The organism is Variovorax sp. ZS18.2.2 (genome assembly GCF_024701975.1).
Classification (GTDB): domain Bacteria; phylum Pseudomonadota; class Gammaproteobacteria; order Burkholderiales; family Burkholderiaceae_C; genus Variovorax.
In genome coordinates this window covers 336026-349617 of sequence record NZ_JANLNM010000007.1, presented here as the reverse complement: position 1 = coordinate 349617, position 13592 = coordinate 336026, and the positions used below count along the sequence as shown (strand labels likewise).

General features: G+C 68.3%; 14 protein-coding genes. 5 read left to right on the top strand and 9 right to left on the bottom strand.

What is annotated here, in order from left to right; genetic code table 11:
* Nucleotides 1-54: 54 nt before the first annotated feature.
* Genes NU688_RS25355 through NU688_RS25345 form a run of 3 tightly spaced genes read left to right on the top strand, consistent with a single transcriptional unit; the run spans nt 55 to nt 2395 of the window.
* Nucleotides 55-351: an iron uptake protein gene (locus NU688_RS25355; RefSeq protein ID WP_257863590.1), complete on the top strand. Its 297-nt coding sequence runs from the start codon at nt 55-57 to the stop codon at nt 349-351.
* Nucleotides 352-375: 24 nt separating this feature from the next.
* Nucleotides 376-2055, top strand: coding sequence for a PepSY domain-containing protein (locus NU688_RS25350; RefSeq protein ID WP_257863589.1), 1680 nt, complete (start codon nt 376-378; stop codon nt 2053-2055).
* A 4-nt stretch (nt 2056-2059) separates the two neighbouring features.
* Nucleotides 2060-2395, top strand: coding sequence for a DUF3325 domain-containing protein (locus NU688_RS25345; RefSeq protein WP_257863616.1), 336 nt, complete (start codon nt 2060-2062; stop codon nt 2393-2395).
* A 14-nt stretch (nt 2396-2409) separates the two neighbouring features.
* Here NU688_RS25345 and NU688_RS25340 read toward each other — a convergent pair whose 3' ends face one another.
* The 6 genes from NU688_RS25340 to NU688_RS25315 form a co-directional block, all read right to left on the bottom strand.
* Nucleotides 2410-3861, bottom strand: coding sequence for an aldehyde dehydrogenase (locus NU688_RS25340; RefSeq protein WP_257863588.1), 1452 nt, complete (start codon nt 3859-3861; stop codon nt 2410-2412).
* 33 nt (nt 3862-3894) lie between these two features.
* Nucleotides 3895-4605, bottom strand: a complete 711-nt coding sequence (locus tag NU688_RS25335) for an ABC transporter ATP-binding protein (RefSeq protein ID WP_257863587.1) — start codon at nt 4603-4605, stop codon at nt 3895-3897.
* 61 nt (nt 4606-4666) lie between these two features.
* Nucleotides 4667-5419 (bottom strand): ABC transporter ATP-binding protein, encoded by a 753-nt coding sequence (locus tag NU688_RS25330; protein WP_257863586.1) that lies wholly within the window; start codon nt 5417-5419, stop codon nt 4667-4669.
* Nucleotides 5412-6347 carry a branched-chain amino acid ABC transporter permease gene (locus NU688_RS25325; protein ID WP_257863585.1) on the bottom strand — a complete coding sequence of 312 codons (936 nt, stop codon included), beginning with the start codon at nt 6345-6347 and terminating at the stop codon, nt 5412-5414. The genes NU688_RS25330 and NU688_RS25325 overlap by 8 nt, the downstream gene beginning before the upstream one ends.
* Entirely contained in the window at nt 6344-7222 is an 879-nt protein-coding gene (locus tag NU688_RS25320; protein ID WP_257863584.1) for a branched-chain amino acid ABC transporter permease, read from the bottom strand. The genes NU688_RS25325 and NU688_RS25320 overlap by 4 nt, the downstream gene beginning before the upstream one ends.
* Before the next feature lie 4 nt (nt 7223-7226).
* A complete protein-coding gene (locus tag NU688_RS25315) occupies nt 7227-8417 on the bottom strand; it encodes an amino acid ABC transporter substrate-binding protein (protein ID WP_257863583.1) in 1191 nt (396 codons plus the stop codon).
* Between the two features lie 184 nt (nt 8418-8601).
* On the opposite strand from NU688_RS25315, the gene NU688_RS25310 reads away from it, so the two are divergent.
* A complete protein-coding gene (locus NU688_RS25310; protein WP_257863582.1) occupies nt 8602-9558 on the top strand; it encodes a helix-turn-helix domain-containing protein in 957 nt (318 codons plus the stop codon).
* On the opposite strand, the gene NU688_RS25305 is transcribed toward NU688_RS25310, so the two are convergent.
* Both NU688_RS25305 and NU688_RS25300 read right to left on the bottom strand, forming a co-directional pair.
* On the bottom strand, nt 9533-10471 hold the full coding sequence (locus NU688_RS25305) for a class I SAM-dependent methyltransferase (protein ID WP_257863581.1): 939 nt from the start codon (nt 10469-10471) through the stop codon (nt 9533-9535). The genes NU688_RS25310 and NU688_RS25305 overlap by 26 nt on opposite strands.
* A 54-nt stretch (nt 10472-10525) precedes the next feature.
* Nucleotides 10526-12157 (bottom strand): SulP family inorganic anion transporter, encoded by a 1632-nt coding sequence (locus NU688_RS25300; protein ID WP_257863580.1) that lies wholly within the window; start codon nt 12155-12157, stop codon nt 10526-10528.
* Between the two features lie 117 nt (nt 12158-12274).
* On the opposite strand from NU688_RS25300, the gene NU688_RS25295 reads away from it, so the two are divergent.
* Nucleotides 12275-12883, top strand: coding sequence for a flavin reductase family protein (locus NU688_RS25295; protein WP_257863579.1), 609 nt, complete (start codon nt 12275-12277; stop codon nt 12881-12883).
* Between the two features lie 120 nt (nt 12884-13003).
* Here NU688_RS25295 and NU688_RS25290 read toward each other — a convergent pair whose 3' ends face one another.
* Entirely contained in the window at nt 13004-13474 is a 471-nt protein-coding gene (locus NU688_RS25290) for a hypothetical protein (protein WP_257863578.1), read from the bottom strand.
* Between the last annotated feature and the right edge of the window lie 118 nt (nt 13475-13592).

Here is a 13592-nt window from a genome sequence, read left to right as displayed (position 1 = left end):
ATAATGCGAGCAATTCGCATCTGACTCAACTCTCCCATCCGTCCGACCCAAGCCATGGCCCGTAGCGCTGCATCCGCCGTCCACGTCGTCTCCCGCATCGCTGCCGGCGTGCTGGGTGGCTACGTCTTCTGCTGGGGGTTCATCGCCCTGGGCGTCGGCCTGTTGTTCAGTGCGGGCATGCCGTTTCATGATGCCGAGTCGCTCAGCAGCATGCTGGCCTTCCTCGTATTCCTGGTCGCATTCCTCTGGGCCTTTGCCGCGGGCAGCATCGCGCGCGTGTGGCTCGTGCTGCTGGGAGGCGGCCTCGTCATGACGGGTGCGGCCTCGCTGGTGCAGCTGGCCCTGCTCTGACCCTTTTCCCCTAGGAGCTTTCCCGTGTTTCAGAACTTCCGGCTGTCCATGGCCTGGCTGCACACCTGGTTCGGCCTGACGCTGGGCTTCGTTCTGATGGTCGTCTTCTTCTTCGGCTCGCTGTCGGTGTTCGACCGCGAGATCGATCGCTGGGCGATCCCCGAGACCCGTTTCGATCCGCAGCCGATGCCGTCGTTCGATCGCATGCTGCTGCCCATCTTCCAGGACATCAAGCCCACCGCGCAGAGCATCGACGAGGCGCGCAGCCGCGTGAACGGGCCGATGGCCCAGAGCTTCAGCCCCAAGCAGTGGACCGCCTACACCACCCATCGCGATCCGGTGCTGAGCCTGTATGCGAACTTCACGCTGCCCAACGCGAAGGATCCTGAAGACGGCGTGTTCGGCCAGCGGACCATCGACCCGCGCGTCGGCAAGGCGCTGCCCGAAGACCGGCTCAAGCTCGGCAGCGAGTTCTTCTACCCGCTGCACTACAGCCTGCACCTCGACTGGATGAACCTGGGCACCTGGATCGTCGGCCTCGCGGCACTCGTGATGCTGGTCGCGCTGGTGAGCGGCGTGGTGATGCACCGCAAGATCTTCCGCGAGCTGTTCACCTTCCGTCCGGCCAAGCACACGCAGCGCAGCGTGCTCGACCTTCACAACCTGACGGGCGTGGTGGCGCTGCCCTTCCACTTCATCTTCGCGCTGTCGGGCCTGGTGGTTTTCGCGGGGGTCTACTTCCCGGTCACGCACACCCAGCTGGAGCCGCTGCACGAGCTGCACGAGAAACTCGACGCGCAGAAGACCGGGCTGCCGCATGACCGCGCCGGCGTTCCCGGCACGCTGGCGTCGGTGGATGCGATGGTGGCCGAGGCCAAGCGACGCTGGGCCGCCCGCGACGCGGCGGGCGAGGTCGGCATGCTCGTGGTGCAGCATGTGAACGATGCCAATGCCTACGTGAGCGTCTATCGCGCGGGCAGCGATCGCGTCACCCTCACCGGCGAAGGCATCCATTTCAAGGGGTCCACGGGCGAGTTGATCCGCGAAGACCCGCCGCCGACGGTCGTGGCCGGCATCGTGGACTTCCTGACCGGCCTGCACCTGCAGCATTTCGAGCACTGGCTGCTGCGCTGGCTGTACGTGCTCGGCGGGCTGTCGGGCTGCGCGTGCATCGCCACCGGCTTCATCTTCTTCGTGGAAAAGCGTAAGCGCCAGCATGCCAAGCAGGGCGTGAGCGGCGCGCGCTGGGTGGATGCCTGCGCGGTCGCCACCGTGACCGGCCTCCTGGTCGCGACCTTCGCCATGCTCGTGGCCAATCGCCTGCTGCCCGACAGCCTGCCGCTGCGCGGCGGCTGGGAGAAGGGCGTCTTCCTGGGCGCCTGGCTGCTGGCCTTCGCCCACGGCATCTGGCGCACCGCGCCCACCGCCGAAGGCCGCCTGTCGCCCGCCTGGGCCGAGCAATGCTGGGCCGCCGCCGTGCTGGCCGTGGCGGCCGTGCTGCTCAACTGGGTCACCACGGGCGACCATCTGCTTCGCACCCTCGGCACCGGCTACTGGCCGGTGGCGGGCGTCGATCTTTCCCTCATCGCGAGCGCCGCGCTGGCCGTGGTGGCAGCGCGCATGCTCAAGCGCCGTGCCGAAGCGGCGACGGCCGCCTCCGCGCGACTCGCGCCCGGCACCCACACCTCGGCCGCCCGTGCCTGACGCCATGCTTCTGCTCGCCGCCATGGTCGCAAGCGTTGCCGGTGCCGGCCTTCTCGCGCTGTCGATGGATGTGCACTGGGAGCAGGTGCGCACCGATGCGCAGTGCGCTCCGCGCATGGTCCGGCTCCTGCGCATCCTCGGGGCGGCCTGCGTGCTCGGGTCGCTCGTGCTGTGCCTTGGCGCGGACCATGTCTCGATGGCTTCGCTGGTCTGGTTCATGACGCTCGCCGGCTCGGCGCTGGTCGTGACGTTCACGCTGAGCTGGCGCCCGCGCTGGCTCCGCCCCCTGGTGATGTGGATTCCCGCGACCACCGCGCCGGAAGAATCCGGTCGGTCGTAGCCCGAGGCCGCGACTCAGAACGGGTAGTGCCGCGGCGTCGTCTGCACCGTGAGCCAGCGCAGTTCGGTGAAGGCCTCGACACCGGCCCTGCCGCCGAAGCGACCGTAGCCCGATGACTTGACACCGCCGAAAGGCATCTGCGCTTCGTCGTGCACGGTCGGGCCGTTGACATGGCAGATGCCGGCCTCGATGCGGCGCGCCACGTTCCACGCGCGCGCCACGTCGCGACCGAACACGGCGGACGACAGGCCGAACTCGTTGTCGTTCGCGGTGGCGACGGCTTCTTCCACACCGTTCACGCGCACCACCGCCTTCACCGGGCCAAAGGACTCCTCACGGTAGATCTCCATGGCCGCGGTCACATGGTCGAGCACCGTCGCGGGCATCAGCGTGCTGGTCGCCTTGCCGCCGCAGACCAGCTTCGCGCCCTTGGCGAGCGCGTCGTCGATCAGCGCGTTGCAGCGCGCGACCGTGCTCATGTCCACCACCGAACCCAGCACGACAGGGCCTTCGCGCGGGTCGCCGAGCGGCAGGCTTTGCGCACGCGCGGCGAACTTCGCGACGAATTCATCGGCAATGGCGTTGTCCACCACGATGCGCTCGGTCGACATGCAGATCTGCCCGGAGTTGGCGAACGCGCCGAAGATCGCGCCGTTCACCGCGGCGTCGATGTCGGCATCGTCCAGCACCACCAGCGGCGCCTTGCCGCCGAGTTCGAGCACGGCGGGCTTCAGGTATTTGGCGCAGGTCTGGGCGATGAGCCGGCCCACGCGCGTGGAGCCCGTGAAGTTGATGCGGCGCACTGCGGGGTGCGCAACCATGGCTTCGACCACGGCGCCAGCATCGGCGGGCGCATTGGTCACGAAGTTGACGACGCCCTTCGGCAGGCCGGCTTCGTTCAGCGCTTCGATGATGAGCGCGTGCGTCTTGGGGCACAGCTCCGAGCCCTTGAGCACCACGGTGTTGCCGCAGGCGAGCGGCGTGGCGATGGCGCGCGTGGCGAGGATCACCGGCGCATTCCACGGCGCGATACCGAGCACCACGCCCGCTGCTTGCCGCACGCCCATGGCGAGGCTGCCGGGAACGTCCGATGGAATCACTTCGCCGCTGATCTGCGTGGTGAGCGACGCGGCCTCGGTGAGCAGGCCGGCCGCGAGGTGCACGTTGAAGCCCGCCCACTGGGCCGACGCGCCGGTCTCGCGCGCCATGGCCTGGATGAAGGCATCGGCGCGTGCCTCGATGGCATGCGCCGCTTTCTGCAGCAGCGCGCGGCGCTCGCCGGGGCCGGTCTGCGACCAGGTGGCGAAGGCGCGCTGTGCCGCCTCTACCGCCGCGACGGCATCGGCCGGCGTGCCCGAGGGCGCGCGGGTGGCAACGCCGCCGTCCAGCGGGTTGCGGCGCTCGAAGGTGGCGCCGCCCGAAGCAGAACGGTGCTCGCCGTCGATGAACATGAAAACGTCGGTCATGAAGTGTGTCCTTTGAGAAAGAAGGTGAAGGCGTCAGGCGACGCCCAGGTAGGCCTGCCGCACCACGTCGGAATCGAGCAGCGCCCGCGCCTCGCCCGAGGCGACGACGCGCCCGCGTTCGAGCACGTAGCCGCGGTCGGCCGCCTGCAGGGCCTTGCGCACGTTCTGCTCGACCATCAGCACGGTCACGCCCTGCGATGCGATGCGGCGGACGATGGCAAGCAACTCGTCGACCATGCGCGGCGCGAGGCCGAGCGAAGGCTCGTCGAGCATCAGGAGGCGAGGGGCGCTCATCATGGCGCGGGCGACTGCCACCATCTGCTGCTCGCCGCCGCTCATGGTGCCGGCGAGTTGCGTGGCGCGCTCCTTCAGGCGCGGGAAGTCGTCGAAGGCGCGCGCGAGGCGCTCGGTGCGCAGGCGCGCGGGCAGCAGCCATCCGCCGAGTTCGAGGTTCTCGGTGACGGTCATCTGCGGGAAGAGCTGGCGGCCCTCGGCGACCAGTGCGAGGCCGCGGCGCACGCAGGCGGTGGCGTCGCCCGAAGGCAGTGCCGCGTCGTCAAGCACCGCATCGCCCATGCGCGGCAACAGCCCCGCCAGCGCCTTCAGCAGCGTGGTCTTGCCCGCGCCGTTGGGCCCGAGCACGACGGTGATGCCGGGCAGCACGTCGAGGCTCATGTCCTGGATCACCTGGAAGCCGTGGTAGCCCGCGGACAGGCCGCGCACGGTGAGTTGCGAGGCGGTCATTGAAGTACCTTCGTGCTTCGCACCGCGGTGCGAGCTTGCTTGGGGCGGCCCGGCGCGGCGCTCATGCGGTGGCCTCCATCTCGTCGCCGAGATAAGCCTCGACCACCTCGGCATTGCGCACAACCTCAGCGGGCGTTCCGTCCGCGATCTTGCGGCCCTGGTGCAGCACCAGCACACGCTCGACGTACTTCAGCAACGTGGTGACCGCATGCTCGATCCACACGACCGTGAGGCCGTGCTCGTCGCGCAGCTTGCGGATGCGCCGTGCCATCGCATCGACCTCCGCTTCGGTGAGGCCCGCCGCCACTTCATCGAGCAGCAGCACGCGCGGCCGGGTGCCGAGCGCCATACCGATCTCGAGCAGCCGCTGCTGCGAGGGCGTCACTTCGGCCGCGATGTTCTTCGCGAGGTGGCCGAGGCCCAGCATGTCGAGAATTTCGCCCGTGCTGCCCAGCCCCGCGATGGGCGTGCGATGGCGTCCCGCGAACTGCATGCCGAAGCGCACGTTGTCTTCGAGCGTCATGTCGGCCATCACGCGCGGCGTCTGGAAGGTGCGCGCGATGCCGTGGGCGGCGTAGAGATGCGGGCCGCGCCGCGTGAGGTCCACATCGCCTTCGACCAGCAAGCGGCCCGAAGTCGGCATGACCACGCCCGAGATCGCGTTGAAGAAGGTCGTCTTGCCCGCGCCGTTCGGCCCGATGATGCCGACCAGCTCGCCCGCATGCAGCGTCGCGCTCACCGCATCGACCGCGGTGAGTCCACCGAAGCGCACGGTGAGTTCGCGGGCTTCGAGAAGAGGCTGCGCGCTAGTCATGGCCGTGCCCCCGCAATGCCGCCACCTTGCGCTGCCAGAGCGATGCGAGGCCGTTGGGCAGGTACATCACGCACAGGATCAGCAGCAGCCCGAGCACCATCATGTAGCCGTAGGGCAGCTGCAGCCGCAGCGTCTCCGACAGCAGGCTGAAGACGATGGCCGCGGCCACCGGTCCGCCGATGCTGGCGGCCCCGCCGATCATCGCGATCAGCACGGTCTGGAAGCCGATGAAGGGGCTGAACACGGCAGCCGGTTCGATGTAGGTCCAGCGCACCGCCATGGCTGCGCCGACCGCACCTGCGAAGGCGGCGGTGAGCGCGAAGCCCGCGATCTTCACGCGGCGCGTGTCCACGCCGAGTGTCTGCGCGCGCTGCTCGTCGGCGCCGATGCCGGCCAGCGCGAGGCCGAAGCGGCTGCGCTTGACCAGCAGGGCGGTGGCAATCGCAACACCTGCGATCGCCAGCACCGTGAGGTACACCGTCTCGTTCGACGGCACCACGGTGAGCACGCGCCCCACCGTGCCCGAGACCTGCTTCTCGACGAAGGTCACCGCATGGCGGATCAGCTCCGTCATGCCGAAGGTCAGCACCGCGAAATACGTGCCGCGCAGGTGCAGCACCGCCGCGCCCATCAGCACCGCCACCGCGCTCGCGATGGCCGCGCCACTCAGGATGACCAGCGGCCACGGCAGCACCTCTAGCAGCGTGGCGCTCGCATACGCGCCGAGCCCGAAGAAGGCCGAGGTCGCGAGCGAGAGATACCGCGTGGCACCGCAGAACAGCGACCAGCTTGTGGCCAGCGCGATGTACATCAGACAGCCGAGCGCCACCGAGACGATGAATTCGGACGCGACCCACGGCACGGCGGCCGCCAGCACGAGGCCGATGGCGAGCACCCACCAGGGCTTGTTTTGAATGAGTGAAATCATTTGCGGGAGAACAGTCCGTTGGGCCGCCAGATCAGCACGCCGATGAACACGGCATACGACAGCAGCATCTTGAGCGAGGGGCTCGTGTAGTACATGCCCAGCGCTTCCACCACGCCCAGCAGCAGGCCGCCGACGAGGCTGCCCGCGATGCTGCCGAAGCCGCCGAGGGTGATGACGATCAGCGCCGTCACGGTGTAGGGCTCGCCCATCGAGGGCGAGATCTCGTAGGTCATCGACAGCAGCGCGCCGGCCACGCCCGAGAGGCCGAGGCCGATGCCGAACATCAGCGGATGCAGCCGCTTCGTGTTGATGCCCACGAGTTGCGCGCCGGTGGGCGACTGCATCAGCGCACGCACTGCCTTGCCCAGCAGCGTGAGCTTGAGCAATGCGATGAGCACGACGCTGAGCGCCAGCGCCACGCCGAACAGCAATAACTTGTTGGCGGTGAAGCGCATCTCGCCGAACTGCACCGGCTCGGCCAGGTAGTCGTAGCCGCGCAGGTCACCGCCCCAGATCAGCAGCGCCGTGTTCTGCACGAGGAACATCAGCCCGAAGCCCACCATCAGGCTGCGCGCCTCGAACACATCGACGTTCGGCGCGCGCGCCGCCACCTGCCGGAAGCACAGCCAGTGCACCGCCATGCCCAGCGCCATCAGCAGCGCGAACGCGACCGGCATGAAGACCAGCGGCGAAATGCCCAGCGCCGTGTGCGCCCACCAGGTGAGAAACGCGCCGAGCATCAGGAACTCGCCGTGCGAGATGTTCATGATGCGCATCAGCCCGTACTGCAGGTTCAGCCCGATGGCGACCAGCGCATAGATGCCGCCCGTGATCAATCCACCGGCGAGGAGCTCGGCCCATCCAGAGAACGACACGCTGTTATTTCCAGGCCGGCTTCGGCATCAGTTGCGCGGTGGCGCGGTCCTTGGGCCAGACCACCTCGAAGTCGTTGCCCTGCCACTGCGCGACGGTGCCCGGGATCGACGCGTTCTCGCTGCCTTCGAAGCGGATCGGGCCGAGGATGGTCTTGAACTCGTTCTTCGCGATCTGCTCGCGCAGCGCCTTGCGGTCCAGGCCCACCTTTTCCACCGCCTGCTGCAGGATCTGCAGGCCCGCCCACGCATGGCCGCTGGCCCAGCGGTCGGGCTCCTTGCCGAACTTCTTCGTGTGCGCATCGAAATACGCCTTGGCCTCGGGGCTGGTCTTGCTGTTCCAGGAGCCCATGCCGATCACGCCTTCGGTGTTGGCCGCCATCACGTTCTTGTAGAGCTGGAAGGCGGTGCCCACCGAGGCGTAGAAGAACTTTGGGTTGAAGCCCACCTCGCGCGCCTGGCGGCTCGCAAGGATGGTGTCCGGCGGGTAGGTGATGCCGATGAAGGCGTCGGGGTTCAGGTCCTTCATGGTGCGCAGCACGGGCGCGAGGTCTTTCACGCCGAGCGGGTAGCTCTTGCGGTCGAGCACCTGGATCTGGGTCTTCTTCAGCGCGTTGTTGAGCGCCGCGAAGTTCTCCAGGCCGAACAGGTCGTCCATGTAGACGATGGCGATGGTCTTCACGTTGTTCGCCACCAGCATGTCGACCAGGGCGCCCATCATCTTGTCGGGCTGTTGCAGCAGCGAGAAGAAGAAGGGGAGGCGCATGTCGATGAGCTTGCGCGAGAGCGCGGTGGGCGCGAGCAGCGGATAGCCGAAGCGGTTGGCCAGCGGCGCGACCGCGAAGTTGGCGCCCGACCCCCAGGGCGGCAGCACGAGGTCGACCTTGTCGCTGCCCATCAACTTCTCGAAGGTGCGCACGCAGGTCTCGGTCTCGCTGCGGTCGTCGTAGCCGATCAGCTCGATTGGCCGCTTGGCGCCCTTCACCGAGAGTCCGCCCGCGGCATTGACCTGTTCGGCCCACAGCAGGTAGTTGGGCTCCTGGCTGACCTGCGCGCCGGCCGCCCACGGGCCGGTGCGCGCAATGGCGTAGCCGATGCGGACGGGGCCGCTCTGCGCGAACAGGCGCGGGGCGACGGCAGCGGTGCCCAGGGCGGTGGCCGCCCCTTGTATCCAGCGGCGGCGTGTGGCGTGAAACATCAGAAGTCTCCTTCCGGGCGTCGGTGCGCGCCCGCTGCCGCCATCGTAGGAACGGCGGCCTTCGCGTGCTGTGCCTGCCGCGCACAAAGCACTTGACGCAGCGTGCAGTCGCCTAGTGGTTAACCCGAAAGTCCGGATGTCCGCCCGGCGCTTCACAATGCGCTGCCATCTTTCGCTGCCGCCCATGACCGAGTCCCTGCTGCTGTCCACCGACCCGATCCCGCCGAAGGAGCGCGGGCCGCAGTGGTGCGAGTGGGTGTGGCGGCATTTCGGCGGCCTCGACTCCGACCTGTACGGCGACAGCGAGTTCGACGGCCACATCGCCGCCTCGCATGCGGGCGACGTGATCCTCACGCGGCTCGAGGCGAATCGCCACCGCGTGCTGCGCACGCCGCAGATGGCGCGCCTGAGCGATGCGCCCTACTTGAAGATCGTCGCGCCCTGGCAGGGCTCGGCCGAGGTCACGCAGCGCGGCCGCGCGGCCGCGGTGCGTTCGGGCGGATGGACGCTCTACGACACCACCATGGACTACCACGTGGAGAACCCCGAGCGCAGCGATCACCTGATCGTGATGTTGCCCAAGGATCAGATCGCCTCGCCCGCGCTGCCGCTCGCCGACCTCGTGGCGCGCCGCATCGGCGGCGACAGCGGCATCTCGCGCGTGGCGCTGGAGACGATGCGCAACACCTACCTTGAGCTGCCCTTCATGAGCGAAGCCGCCGCGCGCGGCGCGGGCGAGCTGCTGATCCAGCTGGTGCGGCTCTCGCTGATGGAACTCGCGGGCCAGGGCACGCCGCGCACCCAGCGCGAGGCGCTGAAGGACCGCATCCATCGCCATGTGGCGCAGAACCTGCACGACCCGGCGCTGTCGATCGACGGCATGGCGCTGGCCCTGCGCTGCAGCAAGCGCCTGCTGCACAGTGCCTTCGCGGGCGACGACGACACGCTGACCGGCTACATCCTTCACCAGCGGCTCGCGGCCAGCATTCGCGATCTGCTCGATCCGGCGAACGCGGCGCGCTCGATCACCGACATCGCGCTGGCCTCGGGCTTCAGCAACCTCTCGCACTTCAGCCGCGTGTTCCGCGACCACACGGGCGGAAGCCCGAGCGAGTTCAGGCGGCAGGCGGCGCTGCGCTGACGACGACGCGCGCGTGCGCGATGTGCGCCGCGCCGGCCGCCCGCAGGCCGTTGACGCCCGCGGCGTCGTACCGGGCGACGAACTGGTCTCCGCCGAGGTCTTCCTCCAGCAGCAGGCCGGTGCCTTGCAGCAGCGTATTCAGCGTCGCGGGGTCGAAGCCCGAGAGGAAGGACTCCCCGACGGACGACACATCGCTGCGCAACTGGTTGAACCGCTCGTCGCCCACGGCGTCGGCGCGCAGGATCGCTTCGTCGATGTAGGTGAAGACCAGTTCGCTGCCGGCTGGTGCGCTGGAAGCGATGGCGCGCAGCGTCGCCAGGTTGGCCTCGCGCGTCAGGTACACGGTGACGCCGAGCCAGGCGAAGAAGGTGGGTTGCGTCGGCTGGAAGGACGAGCGCGCGAGGGCCGACTGCAGCGTCTCCTCGGACAGGTCCGCCGCCACGAAATGCACCGTATCGGATTCGGCGACGTCGCATTGCTGGAGGCGCGCGCGCTTGAGCTGCTGCGTGGCCGGGTGGTCCACTTCGTAGATGTGCAAGCCTTCGGCCCAGGCCGGGCGGCGGCAGGCAAAGCTGTCGAAGCCGGCGCCGATGAGCACGTACTGCGTGACGCCACGCGCCACCGCCGCCTTCAGCGCGTCCTCGGTGTAGCGGCTGCGCAGGATCACCTCGGCGTATCCCGCGTTCGCGCGCAGTGCGCCATCGAGCACCTTGTCGGGCGATGCGGCGGCCGCGGCGCGCACGGCGGGGTCCAGCCGTGCCATCGCGCGCTCGCGCAAGCCGGCCTTCACGGCCTCGGGCACCAGGCGGTCGCCCCACGGATCGTCCAGCAGCGGCGCGGGATCGCCGCGCGTGTGAAGCGCGCGCATGAGCGAGGTGGCGAGGGCGGTGTAGCTGGCTTGCGTTGGGTTCACGGGCAGGACTCCGGGGTTTGGGGGCGCGAAGTATCGCGCAATCTCTTGAACGGCTCATTGCACCGCGTCGTCCACGCTCCACGGCGCATAGACCGCTGCGGGCAGATCGGGGCAATCGACCTTGGCCAGCAGGTCGCGCACCTCGTCCTTCACGCGCGCGAGCGACAGGTGCGCACCGCGCACGCGCACATAGGCGGCGAAATCGGTCAGTGCCTCGATGGCCGTGGCGTCCAGGTCGGGCGACTCTTCCAGGCTCAGCACCATGCGTTGCAGGGCAGGCGTCGCGTCGATGCGGGTGCGGATCGCGGCGAACACTGCGTCCGCATTGCCGAAGAAGAGCGGCACCTCGGGCCGCGCGATCAGCACGCCCGGCGGCACCACCGCCTCGGGGTGGCGGCCGGTGTCGACATAGTCGTGGCTCTGCCCCAGCCGGCCGAGCCAGCTCACGGTGGTGCGCGAGAAGCCGCGCAACAGCAGCAACAGGCTCACGCCGATGGCGGCGAGCAGGCCATCGAGCACGCCGAGAAGCAGCACCGCGGCCACTGCCACCAGCGCCACCAGCCGGTCGCGCCGCCACTGGAAGTACGGCCGCAGCGCCGCGGGGTTCAGCGTGTGGCCGACCGCGTGGATCACGATGGCCGCCAGCAGCGGCTCGGGCGTGTGGGCGATCCAGGGCAGCAGCGTGAGCACGGCCACCAGCACCACGAGGCCGGCCACGATGCCGGCCGCACGGCTCTGCGCGCCCGCGGCTTCGTTGGCGGAGGTGGCCGAGTAGCCGGCGCCCACCGGCATGCCCTGGAACAGCGCCGAGAGCAGGTTGGCGCCGCCCAGCGCGAGCAGGTCGCGGTTGGTCGAGACGCTGTCGCCGTGGCGCATCGCGAAGGTGCGGATCGAGCCGTAGGACTCCGCATAGAGGATCAGCGCCATCGCGAAGGCCAGCTCGCCCAGGCTGAGCCACTGGGCGCGGTCGAGCTCGGGCACGCGGGGATGCGAGAAGTCGAGCGAGATCGGCCCGACCGCCGCCACGCCCCAGGCGTGGCACAGGCCATTCACGTCGAGCACGATGCCGCCCACGATCACCAGCAGCGCCGCCGGCACCGCGCGCCAGCGCGCGAGGCCGCGCAGCAGCACGAGCGCGACCAGTGCCATGGCCGCACCGGCGAGGTTCCAGTGCCGCCATTCGGCGGCGAGGCCGGCCACGAGCCGGAAGAAATCGCTGTGTGCCGGCTGCACCGCCAGCACCTTGGGCAACTGCTTGACCACGATGGTCAGCGCGAGGCCGAGTGCGAAGCCGCGCAGCACCGGCTTGGCGATCAGGCTCGAGACGGCGCCGAGTTTCGCGATGCCCGCGATGACGAAGAACACGCCGGCCAGCAGCACGATGCCCGCGCCCAGCAGCAGCCGTGTCGCGGCATCGACACCCGGGATCGAGGTCGTGGCCGCGAACAGCACGGCGGCCGAGGACGAGGTCGCGGAAACGATCGCGAAGCGGCTGCTGCCGAAGAGGCCATAGACCAGCAGCCCGGCGAAGAGCGCGATCACGCCGGCCTGCGGCGGCAGCCCCGCGATGCCCGAATAGGCCACGGCCTCGGGCAGCAGCAGGCCCGCGATGGACAGGCCCGCCACGAGGTCGGCGATGCCGGGGCGGCGGGCGGTGGGGCTTGCCTGGCGGACTGGTGCGGACATCGATCTCCCTGGGCTGCAGCAGCGGGTGACTGAACGTGAACGGCGCCCACGCTAGCAGGTTCCGGCAGACCGCGGCCTGACATCGCCGGCGGCATCGGTTTTGATAGGCTGTCGCGCATGAACGCCTCCCACCGCCGCCCCGTCCCGCTGGCCAAGGCCTATCGCCTGCTCAACCACGGCCCCACTGTTCTCGTGAGCGCCGCACATGGCGGGCAACGCAACATCATGGCCGCCGCCTGGGCGATGCCGCTGGACTTCGATCCGCCCAAGGTGGCCGTGGTGCTCGACAAGAGCACCTGGACGCGCGTGCTGCTCGAAGGCGCGGGCACCTTCGCGCTGCAGGTGCCTACGCGCGCGCAGCTCGACCTGACCGAAGCACTGGGCAACAGCTCGGGCCGCGAGATCGTCGAGACCTCGGGGCACGACAAGTTCGCAGCCTATGGCCTTCAGACCTTCGCGGGCACCGCCACCGATGCGCCGTTGCTCGAAGGCTGCGCCGCCTGGCTCGAATGCCGGCTGCTGCCCGAGCCGCTGATCCAGGAGCGCTACGACCTCTTTCTCGGTGAAGTGATCGCCGCACAGGCCGACGCGCGCGTGTTCGAGAACGGGCGCTGGAACTTCACCGGCCATGACGAACTGCGCACGTTGCACCATGTGGCGGGCGGGCACTTCATTGTCGATGGCGAGGCGGTGGATGCGCGGCCGCTGCCACCGTTGCGGCTTTAGGTATGGACTGACGAAGGCCGCCTGAACAAAAGGAGTGTCCATGGCGCGCCAAGTACCGTACCCGCACCCCGGCGAAATCCTTGCCGAGGAATTTTTGGAGCCGATGGGTATTGCCTCCTGCTAACGTGGCTCAGTTACCTCCCACCACAGATAAGGTTCGCGGTCTTTGCTGATGTATCCGTACCTTAGCTGATAGCTTTTCTCAGCGTCGAATGTGAACTCCTGTTCGTCTATATAAAAGGTCGAAACGAATAGAGACCCAAGCGTTAATTTTGTTTTCTGTGCCTCTGCGACCCGATCTGTCGGAATGCTCGGCATGCTTTCATCGCTTGCAAGGCCCGGCAAGTACAGGTCTAGCTTCACTTTGTGCTTGCCAGCAGGAATGCGCACAGGACGATAAAACGAACAATTGGTAAAGCAGTTTTCCGGCCTTCTTCCGTCAATACTCATGATCACCGAGGCAGGCATCGGTGCGGGATTTAGCGTTGCTATTTGGTTGCTTCCAAGACCTTCTGTGAGTATTTCAATAGGTCCGCTGCTCGCACATCCTGCGAGAGCGACAAGAACGAACGAATACAAAAAACGCTTCATCTTTCCCGCCGTTGAGAAGTCGATCTAGACGGTTGTAGTATGGCGCTGCACCAACCTCGAGGCACCCTGCAAGGCAGCGATATCAGTGAAGTGCACCAGACGGAACGGGAGGGGCACT